This window comes from Gottfriedia sp. NPDC057991 (genome assembly GCF_042886615.1).
GTDB lineage: Bacteria > Bacillota > Bacilli > Bacillales > Bacillaceae_G > Gottfriedia.
In genome coordinates, this window is the sequence record NZ_JBHVQN010000006.1 from 265,458 (window position 1) to 282,921 (window position 17,464).

Below are 17,464 nucleotides of genomic sequence, written 5' to 3' on the forward strand. Positions count from 1 at the left end.
ATATTATAGCAATATCAATATTTCTTTTAGGGGTATGTATCGTGATTGGAAGTTGGATGATTTCTAATGGAATGGGAACAAAAGTATCAACGAGTCCTACTGTACAGCATCAATTATTAACACAGTCAGAGTTAGTTGATTATTTAGGATTAAGTAAGGAAGAAATTCAAAAATTAACAGAGTTAAATGATGGTGAAGATGGTTATACGAGTGAACTTCCTCATTTAAAAATCGGATCTGAGTTTTACTATCCTAAATCAGCAATTGATAAATGGTTAATAAATGTAGATTTAACAGTAATCCCTTAATTTAGTAAAAATAATATTTTAATTACCTTATTTTTACAGAGATAGAAGTTATTGTAGATTGGCGAAGAAATTTTCAATAAATAATCTTTTTCTTATTGAATGACCATACAATAGTAGAAGAGTATAAGCTGCATAAATGCGGCTTTTTCTATTGCAGTAAAGATAAAGAATAAATAATAACAAAGTTAGTTTATTTGTGGTATGAATTCAATGGCTAAAGAAATGATTGATTTTATAGTGCAAATATCAGTATGGGTGTTATGTCATTTTTTTGCTTTTGTGTATGTACTCTCGATTGGGAGATGATCGTAAGCAAAACAAATGAAAGGATGTTTGGAATGAAAAAAAAGGCATTCGTGACCATTCCGTTTTGTATCCTGTTGGCAATCCTAATCGCTACAACGTTTGTACTCACTTCGACTAAACCATCAGCCCCTTACTTACTCAAACCTCAACAATTAGCTGAAACCACAAAGCCCGCGGTTGTTCGAATTGTTGATTATGCGATTGTGAAATGGACGATTACTTTAGATGATGAACGCGTGACGAGTGTGTTGAAGAAATGGGATTATAAAACCGAATTAGACGGTTTTGGATCTGGCGCTATCATTAATTCGGACGGCTATATTGTGACAAACGCTCATGTTCTCGTTTATTCTCATCAATTGTCCGATCATGATATTGTTTCTGAGGCATTTTCAATTCTTGTGGATGATGTTGCAACCGAAAATAATTGGACACACAAATTCACAGATGCGTACTTGAAACAGTATACTAGTTACGAAATCTTCGAAAAAGGCGTCGACGTTTACTTACCGACTGTAGATGATGCTATTAGCGCAGATGTCAAAAGCTATCAACAACCTACCGATCATGGCAAAGATGTGGCCCTCTTAAAAATCAACGGCTCTAACTATCCTACGATTCCACTTGGAAACAGTGATTCCATTCAAGATCAAGACAATATTTGGGTGATCGGCTACCCAGCTGCGGCAGATTCTGAATTGCTATCGATGCATAGTTATGTGATCCCCACGATGAATAAAGGGCAAATCGCAGCTATCTCAAAAACTACATTAGCTGGTAGCCCAGTTCTTCAAATCAATGCAGCATCTACCCATGGAAATAGTGGCGGACCCATCATCAACAACAAAGGACAATTAATTGGTTTACTCACCTTCCGAGGAGATACAGTGAATGACCAAGAAGTGCAAGGATTTCATTTTGCGGTACCTGTGAACACGTTGAAAAAAGTTGTCAAGAAAGAGGACGTACATGTTATTGAAAGCAAAACTGATAAATTGTTTAAAGAAGGGTTAACTTTCTACTGGGCGGGCTATTACAAAAATGCACTGACAAAATTCGAAGCAGTCCAGCAAATCTATCCGAACCACCCAGAAGTAAAACGCTACATTCATCAATCGAAACAAAAAATGGGCTCAAGCAAAACACTTTGGACTGATCACAAAACCAGTTTTTACATTCAAGATATTGTCGCATGTATACTGATCCTCATTCTTCTTCTTTATACTTTCACGTTTAACAGCAAAAGAAAATCAAGTACCACATCGAATCCACCATCAACCGATTATGAATCCGACTAAACTAGAATCTCACACAGATCTTGAAGAGCCTCCACCTAATCAGCAGTGTAGACATCATAAATAATGAAAAATGTATTTGAATATATTTATAGAGCAAATGACTGAGGGATGATTGCATAAAACTATATTTATCTTGGTGAATAACGAAACGGCTCCATTTTGCTGAACGTAGGTTGCAATTGGAAATAATGAGACGGATAAATCCTACCCAAACCAATTGTAGAGCTACAAACAAAAGGAGCCGTATAAATGAAGTGTGGTCAAAATTTTACTGGTTTAAACGTTTTAAAAGATATTTTTACTGATAGAACTTATTTAAATGGGAAATTTGAAAAGTAAATTTAAAAAAACATGTCATTTTAAAAGGTATATCCTAACCCAAACTAAAATAGTTTGCAAATAATCTAGTAAATGTGAATATGGATAAAAAGTAATATAAAAAAATTAAACATCATTTAATATTGAATATTCAGAATTTATCTAGTATTATCTAATTAACAAACATACCGACTGGTTAGTATCTAAAAATTTGTTTCAGAATAAAGCGAAAGTATTGAGCAAAATAGGGGCTTTAGAAAATGAATACTAATTTTAGGAGGATTTGAAATGCACGTAAAAGAGTTATTTGATTTAACTGGGAAAGTAGCAATTGTAACTGGTGGTGGACGAGGACTTGGTGAACAAATTGCGAAAGGATTCGCTGAAGCTGGTGCAAACGTTGTACTTTGTTCTCGAAATGTAGAAGCATGCCAGGAAATTAGTGAAGAATTGAAAAGTTTAGGTGTAGAATCTTTCGCATTAAAGTGTGATGTAACAAACAAAGAAGATGTGCAAAGAGTAGTTGACGAAACGAAAGAGAAATTTGGCCGAATTGATATATTAGTAAACAATAGTGGTGCTTCTTGGGGAGCACCTGCTGAAGAAATGCCATTAGAGGCATGGAATAAAGTAATGAATGTTAATGTCACCGGTACGTTTTTAATGTCCCAAGCAGTTGGGAAAATCATGTTAGAACAAAAATCCGGAAAAATTATTAATATTGCTTCTATTGCTGGCTTAGTTGGAACGAATCCAAAAGTAATGAATGCGGTCGGTTATAGTGCAAGTAAAGGTGCAGTGATCAGTTTTACAAAAGATTTAGCTGCGAAATGGGGTCCTAGTGGCATTTATGTAAATGCATTGGCACCTGGATTTTTCCCAACAAAAATGTCTAAAGATGTTATTTCCCAAGGAACAGATGAAATAGTAGAATCTATACCACTTAAGAAATTTGGAAATGAAGACGAGTTAAAAGGTGCGGCTTTATTCTTAGCAGCGCCAGCTTCGAATTATGTGACTGGATCTGTTCTTGTTGTTGATGGTGGAACATCTATTGTGTAATGTTTGAAACATGAAAAAGGAGTTTTGTAAATGGGCAAACTTCATCTTTTGATGAAAAAAGAAGACATTGATGATAAAAAAATAAACGATGAAAAGATCGTAGTCGTTTTTGATGTATTACTTGCTACTTCAACAATTACAGCGGCATTAGCCTTTGGCGCTAAAGAGGTCATACCTGTTAAGAATGGACAAGAGGCAGTTCATTTCACAAATAAAAATTTGAACAAAGAATATTTATTAATAGGTGAATATGAAGGGAATACAATAGAAGGTTTTCTATCTCCTAATCCATTAACTTTAAAGAAAGTTGTTGCTGAACAGTCAATCGTTTTATCAACAACGAATGGAACAGTGGCATTAAAAAATTCTCAAAATGCAAAGAGAGTATACGCTGCATCGATTTTGAATGCAAATGCAGTTGCAAATCACTTAAGACAATCCTATAAAAATGAATCAGTTATTTTAGTATGTTCGGGGTCGTCAGGACAATTTAATATGGAAGATTTTTATGGAGCAGGTTATTTTATTGACTGCTTAGTAAATGGATCATGTCATTTAGATTTATCCGATGCAGCTAAATCTGCTCATTATTTTTACTTAGGGTTGAAAGAAAAATGTCATGTGATTTTAGCGGAATCGAATGTTGGTAAAATGTTAATTCGCTATGGATTTGAGGAGGAATTAAAATTTGTTTGTAGTAAAAGTATTTTTAATGTTGTACCGGTATTTGAAGATGGTTTAAGCGTAGTAAATGTTAATTTTTCAAAGGAAACTATTTAATTATTGTTCTATTAAACACTGTATCTTGTTAGGCAAAAACGATATGTGAAAGGGATGATTGAATGGATTTTTTATATTCGCAAAAAAGTAAAGAGCTTCAATTAAAATTAACAAAATTTATGGAAACTTATGTTTATCCTAATGAGCGAATATATGAGCAACAGTTAAATGCACAGGAAACTCGGTGGAGTGATGTACCGCAGGTTATGGAAGAATTAAAACAAAAAGCAAAACAAGCAGGATTATGGAATCTATTTTTACCTGAAAGTGATCTAGGAGCAGGGTTAACAAATTTAGAATACGCTCCATTATGCGAAATTATGGGACGATCTATGATTGGACCAGAAGTGTTTAATTGTAGTGCACCAGATACTGGGAATATGGAAGTTTTAGAAAGGTATGGTACGAAAGAGCAAAAGGAAAAATGGTTGGTACCACTTTTAAATGGTGAAATGCGCTCATGCTTTTCAATGACCGAGCCTGAGGTTGCTTCTTCTGATGCAACAAATATTGAAGCAAGTATTAAAAAAGATGGTGATTATTATATCATCAATGGTCGAAAATGGTGGTCATCAGGAGCGGGGGATCCTAGATGCAAAATTGCAATATTTATGGGCAAAACAAACCCAGATGCCCCCAAGTATGAACAGCAATCTATGATTCTAGTCCCATTAAATACAGCTGGTGTAAAAATCGAAAGGGTATTACCAGTATTCGGTTATGATCATGCACCGCATGGACATGCAGAAATTACGTTTACAAATGTAAAAGTTCCTGCAAGCAATATTTTATGGGGAGAAGGGAAAGGATTTGCGATTGCACAAGGTAGACTTGGTCCGGGTCGGATCCACCATTGTATGAGATTGATTGGTGCTGCCGAACGGGCACTCGAAGAAATGTGTAAGCGTGTTCAAAAACGAGCAGCATTTGGTAAGCCGATTGCAAATCAAGGCGTTATTCAAGAATGGATTGCTAATTCAAGAATCGAAATTGAGCAAGCTAGATTACTAACCTTAAAGGCTGCATATATGATGGATACTGTTGGTAATAAAGAGGCGAAAGCAGAAATTGCAATGATAAAAGTCGTCGCGCCTTCAATGGCTCTACGAGTAATTGACCGTGCTATTCAAGCCTTTGGAGCAGCAGGTGTATCTGATGATTATACGTTAGCTGCACAATGGGCAAATGCTAGAACGTTAAGATTAGCTGATGGTCCAGATGAAGTACATCGGGCGCAGTTAGCAAGATTAGAATTAAAAAAACATGCTGCAGAAAATAACTTCTCAACAATAAAAAGTTAATTCAAATTAAATGACAGATTGAGAGAGGGTTGAAATGAGACTAAAAGATAAAGTCGCAGTTATTACAGGCGGAGGTAGTGGGATCGGGCGTGCTACTGCTATCCGCTTCGCAAAAGAGGGAGCAAAAATAGTTATAGCAGACATTAATGAAGCTACTGGTGAAGAAACGCTAGGTGTTATAAAAGAACAATATCCAGAAGCTATTTTCGTTAAAACGAATGTCGCCAAAAGTAAGAGCATTCAAAATATGATGAAGCGAGCTGTGGAACATTTTGGTAGGATTGATATTTTGTTTAACAATGCTGGAATAGGGAACTCAGAAGTAAGAAGTGTAGACTTAGCAGAAGAGGAATGGGATCAGGTAATCGATAGTAATCTAAAAAGTGTATTTTTAGGCATAAAATATGCAATTCCTGAACTGAAAAAATCTGGCAATGGTGTGATTATAAATACAGCTAGTTTACTAGGATTAAAAGGAAGGAAGTATGTAAGTGCTTACAATGCTTCTAAAGGTGGAGTAGTATTATTAACACAAAATGCAGCATTGGAGTACGGAAAATATAATATTCGAGTAAATGCAATTGCTCCTGGAATAATTGATACAAATATTATTAAGGAATGGAAAAATGATGAAAGAAAGTGGCCGATTTTATCCCGTGCAAATGCACTTGGTAGAATAGGGACCCCTGATGAAGTCGCATCGGCTGCACTATTTTTAGCATCCGATGAAGCATCGTTCGTGACTGGAGCAACGTTATCAGTTGATGGTGGAGGATTAATATTCTAATCGATTAGATTTGAAAAGTTGTTTAAAACAATATTCATAATCAGAAATGGAGAGTTATGTATGTCAACAAATAAAGCTTGGTTAGCTCACTATCCTGAATATATTGCAAAAGAACTATCAATTCCGACAAAATCAATTCCAGAAATGTTTAACGAAACTGTCGAAAACTATCCTAATCATTCTTGTCTATCATTTTATGGTAAAAAACATACTTATAAAGAAGTACAGTCGGCAGTAAATAGATTTGCTTCTGCTTTACAAAAAAATGGCATTCAAAAAGGTGATCGTGTAGCAATCATGCTTCCAAATTGTCCACAATATGTTATTTCATATTATGGGATTCTAACTGTAGGTGGAATCGTAACCCAAATAAATCCAATGTCGGTCGAAAGAGAGCTAAAGGAATTATTAAATGACTCAGGAACTGAAACGATTGTTGTATTAAATAGTTTGTACCCTACCGTCAAACCGTTAATTGAAGAAACGAATTTACGAAAAATTATAGTAGTAAACTTAACTGGTACAGAAGAGAATTATGACGAAGGCGTTTCATTTGGAAAATTTTTACAAAGCGGAAATCAAGAACTGAAACCAGTTATGATTGATTCTCATGAAGATGTTGCAATTCTCCAATATACGGGTGGAACAACTGGACGTTCAAAAGGAGTCATGCTAACCCATCGAAATCTATACGCAAATATAATGCAGCAAGGCGAATTTTTTAAAGGCGCAATCGATCCGGGTCGCGAGCGGGTTTTATCCATCATACCATTTTTCCACGTTTATGGAATGACAGTCTGTATTAATTTAAGTGTTTTTATGGCAAATGAAATGATTATCCTTCCACGTTTTGAAATTGAAGAAGTTTTAAATACGATAAAAAATGAACAACCTACACTATTTCCAGGCGTTCCAACTATGTATGTTGCATTAATTAATCATCCTGAGTCTGAAAAATATGGGATCGATGCAATAAAGCTTTGCAATAGTGGAAGTGCACCGATGCCAGTAGAACTAATGAAGCAATTTGAAAAAAAGACAGGTGCTACTATTTTAGAAGGCTATGGATTATCTGAAGCATCTCCAACGACTCATAGTAATCCTGCATTTGCACAAAGAAAGCCTGGCACTGTGGGAATCCCTTATCCATCAACTGATTCAAAAATCGTTGACATAGCTAGCGGAATAGACGAAGTTCCAGTTGGAGAAATTGGTGAATTAATTATTAAAGGTCCTCAAGTGATGAAAGGCTATTGGAATTTGCCTGAAGAAACGGCAAATACAATTAGAGATGGATGGTTATATACTGGTGATATTGCGAGCGTCGATGAAGATGGATACGTCTCAATTTTAGATCGTAAAAAGGATATGATTATAGCAAGTGGCTTTAATGTGTATCCCCGTGAAATCGAAGAAGTAATTTATGAGCATCCTTACGTAAAAGAGGCTGTTGTAATAGGTGTACCCGACTCTTATAGAGGTGAAACAGTTAAAGCAGTAATTGTACTTAAAGAAGATAAACATCTTACCAATGAAGAAATGAAGGAATACTGCAAAAATCATTTAGCGACATATAAAGTTCCAAGAGTGATCGAATTCAGAAATGAACTACCAAAAACGAATGTTGGCAAAATATTAAGAAGAGCTATTAGAGAAGAAGAAAGCTCGATAAAGCAGGTATAAGGAAAGAATGTATTATGGTATTTCTTTTGATCTTGCATTTCATTAATACTATGCATACGAAAAATAGTAAGTATCTTTAACAAGGAACATCTATATATTTAGTAAGATGTGATGTCCTTTTATTTAATTAATTAGATTATGATAAAACCTTCCTTGTACTATGATATAATTCTATTGAATTTTTAAGATTGCGAGGACATCTAATGAAACAAAAAATAAAGGAACATTCTATACAGCTATTTGATAAAAAAGGATTTACGAGTACATCCATTCAAGATATCGTCGAATCGATCGGTGTTACAAAAGGAACTTTTTACTATTATTATACAAGCAAAGAACAACTTCTTATGGAAATTCACCTTCAATTTATTGATGAAGTATTAAATGAGCAGGAAGAAGTTATTAATGATGCAAAGAAAAGCTTTTCAGATAAACTATTTGAAGTCATTTATTTAAGCTTAATGGACATTAAAAAGCAAGGTCCAAGCGCAAAAGTGTTTTATCGTGAAATGAGACATTTAAATCCTGAAAGCTTAACAGAAATTAAAGCCAAAAGGGATTTATACAGATTTAATATTGAGAAACTTCTGAATGAAGGAATTAAAAATGGTGATTTAAGATCAGATTTAGACGTACCAATCGTTTCATTCGGTATTTTAGGTGTTATGAACTGGAGTTATGAATGGTATAACGCAGAAGGACAAAAAAATGCATTTGAAATCGCGAAGTCATTCCAAGAAATGATCTTAAAAGGGATTAAAGTAGGGGAGTAGTCCTTTTCTCCTTCTCCTTTACATACCGACTAGTTAGTATTGGTAAATACAAAATAATTGATGAAGGTAGGTTGTTTTATGGAAAAATTCACCGTTACCCCTAGATTTTGTGAAACCGATGCATTAGGTCATATTAACAATACTAGTTACTTTATTTATTTAGAAGAAGCGCGAATTAAATTCTTCCAATCACTTGGCTATTCAATGAATCTAGATGATTGGAAGTTTATTCTAGCATCTACAAAATGTGATTTTGTGAATCAAGGTCACTTTAATCAAAAATTGTCAGTATCGACCTATATTTCAAAAATAGGAAATAGAAGCTTTCATCTCGAACATGAAATTTGTTGTGAAGAGACAAATCAAATGATTGCTACAGGTAATGCAATCATCGTATTTTTTAACTTTAAAGAGCAACGTAGTGAAGTACTTCCTGAGTTATTTAGAGAGCAGTTAGATAGACATTTAGTTGTGAAATAAACTGAATTTTCTTAATGTAGGAGGGGTAAAATGGCTGAAAAGGTAGAATTAGAAACAATTCAAGTTCGCAAAGGTGAAGGGCTAGATCCTCATGTTTTACATAAATTTTTAGAAAAAAATATGGATGATCTTCCAGATGGAGAATTAACGATTCGTCAGTTCTCAGCGGGTCATTCAAACTTAACTTATTTACTAAAAATTGGAGAATGGGAAGTTGTGTTAAGACGGCCACCACTTGGCCCAGTTGCTCCAAAAGCACATGATATGAAAAGAGAATTTCGTATTTTATCAGAAATACATCCCCACTTTTCGGCTGCACCTAAGCCGATTTTATATTCAGAAAACGAAGAAATCATAGGTAGTCCATTTTTCATAATGGAAAGAAAAAATGGTGAAGTATTTGACTCATCATTTCCTCCACATTTAAACGTAACGATTGAAGACCGTAAAAGGTTATCTACTGTAATGGTAAATAAGCTAGTTGAATTACACTCCATAGACTATACAAAAACAAAACTCCTAGAAATAACGAAACCTGAGAATTTTATGGAAAGACAAGTTAACGGCTGGATTGGTCGTTATAACAGGGCAAAGACTAGTGAAATTGCCGAGGTTGACCGACTAATGAGTTGGTTAATCAATAATGTACCAAAAAATCATCACTCATCAATTATTCATTATGATTTTAAATTGAATAATTCAATGTTTAGTCACAATTTGAAGGAATTGATTGGACTGTTTGATTGGGAAATGGCAACAATTGGTGATCCGTTAGTCGATTTAGGTGTAGCTTTATGCTATTGGATTCAAAATGATGATCCAGATTTATTAAAATTTGGATTAGGTAAACCACCTGTTACGATTCAAGAAGGATTTATGACAAGAGACCAATTTATTGAGGCATATGCAAAGAAAAGTAGCAGAGATTTATCAAACATACATTACTACATGGCTTTTGCCTATTTTAAATTAGCAGTAATTGTTCAACAAATCTTCTATCGATTTAAAGCCGGACAAACAAGTGACCAACGTTTTGCAAAGTTTGACCAATTCGCAGAAAATCTGATTAGGATTGCCAATGATCTAGCAGTTAAATAAATTCATATAAAGGGAGTGTAATAAATGAGTAATGAGCATTTATTAGTAGAAGTTAAAGAGCGGATTTTAACTTTAACGTTAAATAGGCCCGAAAGTCTAAATTCTTTTAGTTATGAAATGTTGAATGGTATGACTGTAGCGCTTAATCAAGCAAATTTAAATCCGGAAATTAAAGCCATTGTACTAACAGGTTCAGGGCGTTCCTTTTCAGCAGGTGGAGATGTAAAAACGATGGGAAACGTCACACCAAGTGCAGTATATGAGCATATCGGAATTCTGAATACTGTTATTAAAACGATTCGTGAAATCGAAAAGCCTGTAATTGCTTCAGTTCATGGTTTTGCAGCTGGTGCTGGTTTTAACTTAGCTTTAGCATGTGATTTAATCATCGCAGCAGACGATAGTAAATTTGCTTTAAGCTTTTCTCAAGTGGGATTAATTTCAGATGGAGGCGGTTCTTATTTCCTACCAAGATTAATCGGTCCGTATTTAGCGAAACAGTTTTTCTTTACTGCAGAGCCAGTTCCTGCTGAAAGATTGTATCAGCTAGGTATGATTAACAAACTCGTACCACCTGAAAATTTAGCTGAAGAAACAGTAAAATTTGCAAATAGTATAGCAAGAGGACCTGGAAAAGCAAATGGTATGATGAAAAAATTAATTAATCAATCTTTTACATCAACATTAGATGAAATGCTAGAACTTGAAAGAATTACTCAGCCATTAATGGTAGCAACTGAAGACCATCAAGAAGGTGTTGCTGCATTTAAAGAAAAAAGAAAAGCGATTTTTACTGGAAAATAAAAAGCTGAAAGGAAGTTTACGATGAAATCAATTCAATTTAAACAATTTGGCGGCCCTGAGGTATTAGAAAAAGTTGAACTTGCAAGACCAGTACCAAAGGGAAAAGAAGTATTAATCGAAGTGCATGCAGCAGGTGTCAATTATGCTGATACAGCGCGAAGAGAAAATCAATATGTAGTCAAGACTACTTTGCCATATGTACCTGGTGCTGAAGTTGCTGGGGTCGTAGTGGAAATTGGAAATGAGGTTAGTTCAGTTAAAATTGGTGATCGAGTTGTTTCAATGTTGGAATGTGGTGGATACTCAGATTTTGCCTTGACTGATGAGCGTTCGGTAATCCCTTTACCGAACGAAATGGATTTTAAAATAGCCGCTGCATTACCCGTCCAAGGTTTAAGTGCTTACCATATCTTAAAAACAATGGGTATGTTAGAACCAGGAGAAACCGTTTTAGTTCATGCGGCAGCTGGTGGTCTAGGTACATTAGCTGTGCAATTAGCGAAGCTTTTTGGAGCTGGCAAAGTAATCGCAACAGCAAGTACAGCCGAAAAATTACAGCTAGCAAAAGAGATGGGCGCTGATGTATTAATCAATTATACCGAAGAAGGCTGGGATCAAAAAGTACTTGAAGCTACAAACGGAAAAGGTGTAGATGTTGCCTTAGAGATGGCTGGTGGCGATGTTTTTTGTAAAACATTAGATTGCTTAGCTTATTTCGGAAGATTAGTTATTTATGGTGTAGCAAGTGGCCATCAAAGTAAGTTTTACCCATCCTCTTTAATGGCAAAAAATCAATCAGTCATCGGATTTTTCTTACCACCACTTTTGAGAAGAAAAGCATTAATTAAACAAAGCTTAGAAGAGTTATTTACATATTTAGCTGAAGGGAAATTAAAAATCACGATTGGAGAAGTATTTCCTTTAAGTGAAGCAGCCAATGTCCATACGATATTGCAATCAAGAAAAACAGTTGGAAAAGTGATTTTAGAGCCGAGAAAATAATGAATTTTTGATATGAAAAACTTTGATCAAATCGAAACGGGGGAAATTTAAATGCATTTACGCCTGACTGACGAACAAAAAATGATTCAAAAAACAATTCGAAAATTTGTTGAAAAAGAATTAATCCCTTTAGAAAATGAAGTGCTTAGAAATGAGCGTGAAGGTAGACCAAGCTTAGATCCGGCAGTTGAAAAGGAACTTCAATTAAAAGCGAAAAAAGCTGGTTTCTGGGGAATTAATACACCTACTGAATATGGTGGTGCTGATTTAGGTCAAATGATGTTAGCAATTATTTATATGGAAATTTCAAAAACATTCGTTCCTTTTAAATTTGGTGGTTATGCGGATAATATATTATTTTATTGTAACGAGGAACAAAAAAAGAAATACCTTATTCCTACAATAAATGGCGAAAAAAAATCATGCTTTGCGATGACGGAGCCTAATGCGGGATCTGATACTCAAAACATTAAAATGACCGCTATTAAGGATGGGAATGAATGGGTATTAAACGGTGAGAAAACATTTATTACAGGTGGAAACGAAGCGGATTTTGTAATGGTCATTGCAATTACGGATAAAGAAAGACATCAAAAAACTGGTGGAAGAGAAGGTGTAACTTGTTTTATAGTCGACCGAGACATGGGTTGGAAATCTGAATTTATTCATACAATGGGTGAATGGGGACCAGCTGGTTTAGTATTTGAAAATGTCCGTGTGCCTGAAGAAAATATTTTAGGTGAATTAAATGGTGGATATAATTTAGGACTTGAATGGATCGGATTTGCAAGATGGATTGTAGGGGCTACAGCTGTTGGTGCGGCTGAACGTTTATTACAAATGGCCATTGACTATTCAAAAGAAAGAGAAACTTTCGGAAAACCAATTGCCGAACGTCAAGCTATCCAATGGCAAATAGCGGATTCTGCTGTTGAAATAGAAGCTGCAAAATGGCTTGTATTAAATGCAGCTTATACACTCGATCAAGGAGAAGACAATAGACATTTAGCTTCAATGGCAAAACTTTATGGTTCGAATATGGGAAATCGAGTTGTTGACCGCGTACTTCAAATTCATGGTGGAATCGGATATACAAAAGAACTTCCAATTGAAAGATGGTACCGTGAAGCAAGATTATGGAGAATTTACGACGGTACGGATGAAATTCAACGCTTAATTATTTCACGTAATTTACTAAAAGGACATGTTAAATTAGGACAATACGTTTAAAAGATGGGAGAGAAGAAAATGGCAGGTAGATTTGAAGGCAGAGTAGCCTTTATTACAGGTGGTAGTCGAGGAATTGGTAAGGGGATCGTAGAATTATTTGCAAAAGAAGGAGCAAAATTAGCTATTATTGATGTAAATTCTGAAGCAATATCACAAACTGCTTCAGAATTTAAGCAGTATGAAATATATACTAAAATTGCAAACGTTACAAATTCCAATGAAGTTGAAACTGCTATGAAAGAGGTATATGATACATTTGGTTCAATAGATATTGTTGTCAATAATGCAGGTGTTATTCGCGATAATTTATTATTTAAAATGACAGACTCAGATTGGGATACTGTGATGGATGTTCACTTGAAAGGTTCATTTAATGTTGTCCGTGCTGCACAAGCCTATATGGTTAAACAAAAATATGGAAGAATCATTAATATTTCTTCAACATCTGCACTCGGTAACCGTGGACAATCAAACTATGCAACTGCAAAAGCTGGTTTACAAGGTCTAACGAAAACACTTGCAATTGAACTTGGTAAATATGGAATCACATCTAACGCTGTGGCACCAGGGTTTATCGAAACTGAAATGACGAAAGAAACGGCAAATCGAATCGGTATTACTTTTGAACAACTTGTTGAGGCAAGTTTAAGCCAAATTCCAGCCGGAAGAACAGGTAAACCAGAGGATATTGCAAATGCAGTTGCTTTCTTTGCTGATGAAAAGTCTTCTTATGTAAATGGGCAAGTTTTATATGTTGCAGGTGGACCGAAAGCTTAAAAAAAATTGAGGTGAATTCAAATGTTTAAATCGTTTATCGGTAAACGCTCTAAATCAGTAAAAAATACAGTAGAACGTGGTGCTGTGAAAAAATTTGCTGAAGCAATTGGCGATTTACATCCAATTTATGTTGACGAAGAATACGGAAAACAAACTAGATATGGACAAAATATTGCTCCGGCGACTTTTCCAAGAGTATTTGACTATGGGAAAATAGAGAATTTTAACCTACCTAATGTTGGTCTAATTCATGGTGAACAAACATTTGAATATAAAAGGCCACTTTTAGTAGGTGAAACCATTAATTGTTATACAGAGATTAAAGATTATTATGAAAAACGTGGTGGGCATGGGTTTATGGGTTTTCTAGTACTGTCAGATAACGGAGAAGATCAAGCAGGCAATATTATATTTACTACTAAATCAGTTGTTATCATAACTGAAGAGGTTAGGAAGGTGCTAACGGTATGACGGTAGTATTAGAATTACAAATTGGCGATTCGTTTAAACCAGTCGTACTTGAACCAGTATCTCGAATTGATTTAATAAAATACGCAGGAGCTTCTGGTGATTTTAATCCTATTCATACAATTGATGAAGAAGCAAAAAAAGCTGGTTTACCTGGAATTATTGCACATGGCATGTGGACAATGGGGAATTTAGCGAAGCTTTTTTCAGATTATTTAGAAGTTGGCTTTATTGAAAATTACTCTATAAGATTTAAGAACATGGTATTTTTAAATGATGTAATCACATTAAATTCAACACTTGAAAAAGTTGATGAAAACAACCTACATTTTAAAGTAAACGCAAAGAATCAAAATGATGTATCAGTTATTACTGGTAAAATTTTATTTACATTATATGAATGATACTGAATCTAATTGGGACTTCTAATAGGAGTCCCTTTTGTATTTTACAATTTCGACTTCGATTAATGTTAATTTTACATTAAATAGGATTTGGATACAGTGGATTTACACATAATATTAAAAAACGAAATAGGTGAGAAAAATGGATCTTTCATTTGATAAATTATTAGAGCAATTTGATTTGAAAAAAAATGAACATCAAAAAAATTTGCATAAGGTTAACAAAAGAATAGATGAAATAGAGTCTCATATGGAAGAAATTAAAAAGCAATTACATAATTTTGACCATCAAATTGTTAATATAGAAAAAGATTTAAAAAGTACTCTATCAATGATTAACAGTGAAAATGAATCAAGTTCACACCACGATATAGATCATAACAGAGAACATTACCAGCAAAATGAGCATCAAAATCATCACAATCATCATGAGCAGGACGAACATCACAAGCATCACAAAGGTCATGAACACCATCCTGATCATCCTAATTGGGCTGAAAATCTAATACAGAATGTGGAGGAATTTTCAGCAAGTATATTCGAACCTAATCATGAAGGTCATAAAGAGTATCAAGAACATGAACAACATGAACAACATCATGGTCATGAACAGCATGAACAGCATCAACAACATCAAGAACAACAAGAGTATCAAGACCATCAAGAACATGAACATTTCGAGGAAAAGCAACATAACTCAAGAGTAGCTAATAGGAGAAAGTATAATAATCAAAATATAGAAAATAGTAACCAGTATTCTGCAAGTGCGATGGACGAAAGTCAAACGAGCGGTATAACAACTGGATTAACGAGTATTAATCAAAAAAATTATTCGGAATTATCGTCTTCTTTTACAAATCATAATGAAGAACAACACCAGAATAATAATCATGGTCACAATCAAGATAATGACTCTAGTCAAAAGATGACATCCGAACAATTATTAGAAACGGATTTTTCTGATTTATCAATTGATGATTGGGAGGACTCTACTACGAACTTATCGATGTCAGAATGGTTTGAAGTGGATCCTAATGATAAAAGATAAAATCATTGTTGATCTAATTAATTGATTTGGTCTATCCTTTCGACACATCAGCTAGATCAGTGTGAAATTTCAGTAACATGGCGTTAGTTGAGAAACTTTTTTTTGCAACAGAGTAAATGCATTACTTCCAAAAAGTGAAGTAATGCATTTTTACTTTTTAGAGGAAAAACACTTTAATTTGGTGAATTTATCAAGATAATACTTTACCTAACTATGCATTTTTTAGCTATGAACGTTCATAAAGATATAAAATTGAGATGAAATAGAAAGTTAAAATAGGGGGCGATCATTAATTTCAGCTACAAAGCTTAGGCTAAATTGAAAGTAGTATTAGCTTTGTGTAAAATTTGTGATTAAGTTAAATAGTATGATAAAGAAAATTGATAGGAGTTAATATGTTTAAGAAAACAATTGTATTTACCGGTGGTGGCTCTGCGGGGCATGTGACACCAAATATCGCCATTATAACTGAGTTAAATAAAAATGATTGGGATATTCATTATATTGGATCTAAAAAAGGTATTGAAAAAGAACTAATAAATAAAATTGATTTACCTTATTACGGCATCTCAAGCGGAAAATTAAGACGATATATAGATTTTGAAAATATTATTGATATGTTTCGGGTAATAAAAGGCTGTCTTGATGCAAGAAAAGTATTAAGAAAAATTAAGCCGAGTTTAGTTTTTTCAAAGGGTGGCTTTGTTTCTGTACCTGTAATTATTGCTGCTAGCACATTGAAAATTCCAATTTTTATACATGAAAGTGATATGACACCAGGACTTGCGAATAAAATTTCCCAGCGATTTGCTACAAAAATTTTCACGTCATTTGAAGAAGCAAAAAATTATTTTCCTAAAAATAAAACAACAGTAATTGGTTCTCCAATTAGAAAAGAACTATTAAATGGCTCAAGACAAAAGGGCTTAGAATACCTTCATTTTAAAAGCTATATACCAATATTAACAATTATGGGTGGTAGTTTAGGAGCAAAGAAAATCAATGAAACTGTTAGAGAATCATTACCGGATCTAACGAAAAAGTATCAGATTGTCCACTTATGCGGTAAAGGAAATGTTGATGAAAGTTTAAAAAATATTGAAGGATATAAGCAATTTGAATATGTTCATGACGAGCTAGCAGACGTATTGGCCGCATCTCAAATGATTATCACAAGAGGTGGGTCAAATGCAATATTTGAATTTTTAGCGTTACATAAACCGATGTTAATTATCCCACTTACGAAAAATCAAAGTAGAGGTGACCAAATATTAAATGCAAATTCTTTTAAAGAAAAAGGCTTTGCATTAATGATGGAAGAAGAGGATTTAACGAACAAATCACTACAAGAATCAATTGAAGATCTTCAAGCTAAAAAAGACTTGTTCATAACAAATATGAAATCATCGAATCAAAGTAATGCACTAGATGTCCTTCTTGAGGAAATAAATAGAAATTGATTCTTATTAAAGCATTCTTCTAAATAAAGGAAGAGATGCTTTTTTGTTGAATAACTCTAATGGGACTAAAAGAAATA

18 protein-coding genes are annotated in these 17,464 nt (G+C 34.2%); all 18 read left to right on the top strand.

Annotated elements, in window-relative coordinates; all coding sequences use genetic code 11:
• Window positions 1-41: 41 nt before the first annotated feature.
• Entirely contained in the window at window positions 42-308 is a 267-nt protein-coding gene (locus ACFVR2_RS20170) for a helix-turn-helix domain-containing protein (protein ID WP_387365819.1), read from the top strand.
• Window positions 309-646: 338 nt separating this feature from the next.
• A complete protein-coding gene (locus tag ACFVR2_RS20175; protein ID WP_387365822.1) occupies window positions 647-1,912 on the top strand; it encodes a S1C family serine protease in 1,266 nt (421 codons plus the stop codon).
• A gap of 606 nt (window positions 1,913-2,518) precedes the next feature.
• Complete coding sequence (locus ACFVR2_RS20180) at window positions 2,519-3,292, top strand: SDR family oxidoreductase (protein WP_387365825.1); 774 nt, start codon at window positions 2,519-2,521, stop codon at window positions 3,290-3,292.
• A gap of 30 nt (window positions 3,293-3,322) precedes the next feature.
• Window positions 3,323-4,072 (top strand): 2-phosphosulfolactate phosphatase, encoded by a 750-nt coding sequence (locus ACFVR2_RS20185; protein ID WP_387365828.1) that lies wholly within the window; start codon window positions 3,323-3,325, stop codon window positions 4,070-4,072.
• 62 nt (window positions 4,073-4,134) lie between these two features.
• Window positions 4,135-5,373 (top strand): acyl-CoA dehydrogenase family protein, encoded by a 1,239-nt coding sequence (locus tag ACFVR2_RS20190; RefSeq protein WP_387365830.1) that lies wholly within the window; start codon window positions 4,135-4,137, stop codon window positions 5,371-5,373.
• Between the two features lie 34 nt (window positions 5,374-5,407).
• On the top strand, window positions 5,408-6,160 hold the full coding sequence (locus ACFVR2_RS20195) for an SDR family NAD(P)-dependent oxidoreductase (protein ID WP_387365833.1): 753 nt from the start codon (window positions 5,408-5,410) through the stop codon (window positions 6,158-6,160).
• 60 nt (window positions 6,161-6,220) lie between these two features.
• The gene (locus ACFVR2_RS20200; protein ID WP_387365836.1) at window positions 6,221-7,843 is read left to right on the top strand and encodes a long-chain-fatty-acid--CoA ligase; all 1,623 of its coding nucleotides are present in this window, start codon (window positions 6,221-6,223) and stop codon (window positions 7,841-7,843) included.
• A gap of 203 nt (window positions 7,844-8,046) precedes the next feature.
• Window positions 8,047-8,616: a TetR/AcrR family transcriptional regulator gene (locus tag ACFVR2_RS20205; RefSeq protein WP_056476909.1), complete on the top strand. Its 570-nt coding sequence runs from the start codon at window positions 8,047-8,049 to the stop codon at window positions 8,614-8,616.
• A 78-nt stretch (window positions 8,617-8,694) separates the two neighbouring features.
• Window positions 8,695-9,096 carry an acyl-CoA thioesterase gene (locus tag ACFVR2_RS20210; RefSeq protein WP_387365840.1) on the top strand — a complete coding sequence of 134 codons (402 nt, stop codon included), beginning with the start codon at window positions 8,695-8,697 and terminating at the stop codon, window positions 9,094-9,096.
• Between the two features lie 30 nt (window positions 9,097-9,126).
• A complete protein-coding gene (locus tag ACFVR2_RS20215) occupies window positions 9,127-10,194 on the top strand; it encodes a phosphotransferase family protein (RefSeq protein WP_387365843.1) in 1,068 nt (355 codons plus the stop codon).
• 24 nt (window positions 10,195-10,218) lie between these two features.
• The gene (locus tag ACFVR2_RS20220) at window positions 10,219-10,998 is read left to right on the top strand and encodes an enoyl-CoA hydratase/isomerase family protein (RefSeq protein ID WP_387365846.1); all 780 of its coding nucleotides are present in this window, start codon (window positions 10,219-10,221) and stop codon (window positions 10,996-10,998) included.
• 21 nt (window positions 10,999-11,019) lie between these two features.
• Window positions 11,020-12,000, top strand: a complete 981-nt coding sequence (locus ACFVR2_RS20225; RefSeq protein ID WP_387365849.1) for a quinone oxidoreductase family protein — start codon at window positions 11,020-11,022, stop codon at window positions 11,998-12,000.
• Between the two features lie 51 nt (window positions 12,001-12,051).
• Complete coding sequence (locus tag ACFVR2_RS20230) at window positions 12,052-13,230, top strand: acyl-CoA dehydrogenase family protein (protein WP_387365852.1); 1,179 nt, start codon at window positions 12,052-12,054, stop codon at window positions 13,228-13,230.
• 18 nt (window positions 13,231-13,248) lie between these two features.
• Complete coding sequence (fabG, locus tag ACFVR2_RS20235; protein WP_387365855.1) at window positions 13,249-14,007, top strand: 3-oxoacyl-ACP reductase FabG; 759 nt, start codon at window positions 13,249-13,251, stop codon at window positions 14,005-14,007.
• A 21-nt stretch (window positions 14,008-14,028) separates the two neighbouring features.
• Window positions 14,029-14,478: a MaoC family dehydratase N-terminal domain-containing protein gene (locus ACFVR2_RS20240; RefSeq protein ID WP_387365858.1), complete on the top strand. Its 450-nt coding sequence runs from the start codon at window positions 14,029-14,031 to the stop codon at window positions 14,476-14,478.
• The gene (locus ACFVR2_RS20245; RefSeq protein ID WP_387365861.1) at window positions 14,475-14,879 is read left to right on the top strand and encodes a MaoC/PaaZ C-terminal domain-containing protein; all 405 of its coding nucleotides are present in this window, start codon (window positions 14,475-14,477) and stop codon (window positions 14,877-14,879) included. Before ACFVR2_RS20240 ends, ACFVR2_RS20245 begins: the two co-directional genes overlap by 4 nt.
• Window positions 14,880-15,021: 142 nt before the next feature.
• Window positions 15,022-15,927 (top strand): hypothetical protein, encoded by a 906-nt coding sequence (locus ACFVR2_RS20250; RefSeq protein ID WP_387365864.1) that lies wholly within the window; start codon window positions 15,022-15,024, stop codon window positions 15,925-15,927.
• Between the two features lie 395 nt (window positions 15,928-16,322).
• A complete protein-coding gene (locus ACFVR2_RS20255; RefSeq protein WP_387365867.1) occupies window positions 16,323-17,387 on the top strand; it encodes an undecaprenyldiphospho-muramoylpentapeptide beta-N-acetylglucosaminyltransferase in 1,065 nt (354 codons plus the stop codon).
• The last annotated feature ends 77 nt before the right edge of the window (window positions 17,388-17,464 follow it).

Excerpts from the sequence above, each read along its gene's own strand:
- ACFVR2_RS20175 (WP_387365822.1), top strand. The coding sequence starts at position 647 with ATGAAAAAAAAGGCATTCGTGACCATTCCGTTTTGTATCCTGTTGGCA.
- ACFVR2_RS20180 (WP_387365825.1), top strand. The coding sequence starts at position 2,519 with ATGCACGTAAAAGAGTTATTTGATTTAACTGGGAAAGTAGCAATTGTA.
- ACFVR2_RS20185 (WP_387365828.1), top strand. The coding sequence starts at position 3,323 with ATGGGCAAACTTCATCTTTTGATGAAAAAAGAAGACATTGATGATAAA.
- ACFVR2_RS20190 (WP_387365830.1), top strand. The coding sequence starts at position 4,135 with ATGGATTTTTTATATTCGCAAAAAAGTAAAGAGCTTCAATTAAAATTA.
- ACFVR2_RS20195 (WP_387365833.1), top strand. The coding sequence starts at position 5,408 with ATGAGACTAAAAGATAAAGTCGCAGTTATTACAGGCGGAGGTAGTGGG.
- ACFVR2_RS20200 (WP_387365836.1), top strand. The coding sequence starts at position 6,221 with ATGTCAACAAATAAAGCTTGGTTAGCTCACTATCCTGAATATATTGCA.
- ACFVR2_RS20205 (WP_056476909.1), top strand. The coding sequence starts at position 8,047 with ATGAAACAAAAAATAAAGGAACATTCTATACAGCTATTTGATAAAAAA.
- ACFVR2_RS20210 (WP_387365840.1), top strand. The coding sequence starts at position 8,695 with ATGGAAAAATTCACCGTTACCCCTAGATTTTGTGAAACCGATGCATTA.
- ACFVR2_RS20215 (WP_387365843.1), top strand. The coding sequence starts at position 9,127 with ATGGCTGAAAAGGTAGAATTAGAAACAATTCAAGTTCGCAAAGGTGAA.
- ACFVR2_RS20220 (WP_387365846.1), top strand. The coding sequence starts at position 10,219 with ATGAGTAATGAGCATTTATTAGTAGAAGTTAAAGAGCGGATTTTAACT.
- ACFVR2_RS20225 (WP_387365849.1), top strand. The coding sequence starts at position 11,020 with ATGAAATCAATTCAATTTAAACAATTTGGCGGCCCTGAGGTATTAGAA.
- ACFVR2_RS20230 (WP_387365852.1), top strand. The coding sequence starts at position 12,052 with ATGCATTTACGCCTGACTGACGAACAAAAAATGATTCAAAAAACAATT.
- fabG (WP_387365855.1), top strand. The coding sequence starts at position 13,249 with ATGGCAGGTAGATTTGAAGGCAGAGTAGCCTTTATTACAGGTGGTAGT.
- ACFVR2_RS20240 (WP_387365858.1), top strand. The coding sequence starts at position 14,029 with ATGTTTAAATCGTTTATCGGTAAACGCTCTAAATCAGTAAAAAATACA.
- ACFVR2_RS20245 (WP_387365861.1), top strand. The coding sequence starts at position 14,475 with ATGACGGTAGTATTAGAATTACAAATTGGCGATTCGTTTAAACCAGTC.
- ACFVR2_RS20250 (WP_387365864.1), top strand. The coding sequence starts at position 15,022 with ATGGATCTTTCATTTGATAAATTATTAGAGCAATTTGATTTGAAAAAA.
- ACFVR2_RS20255 (WP_387365867.1), top strand. The coding sequence starts at position 16,323 with ATGTTTAAGAAAACAATTGTATTTACCGGTGGTGGCTCTGCGGGGCAT.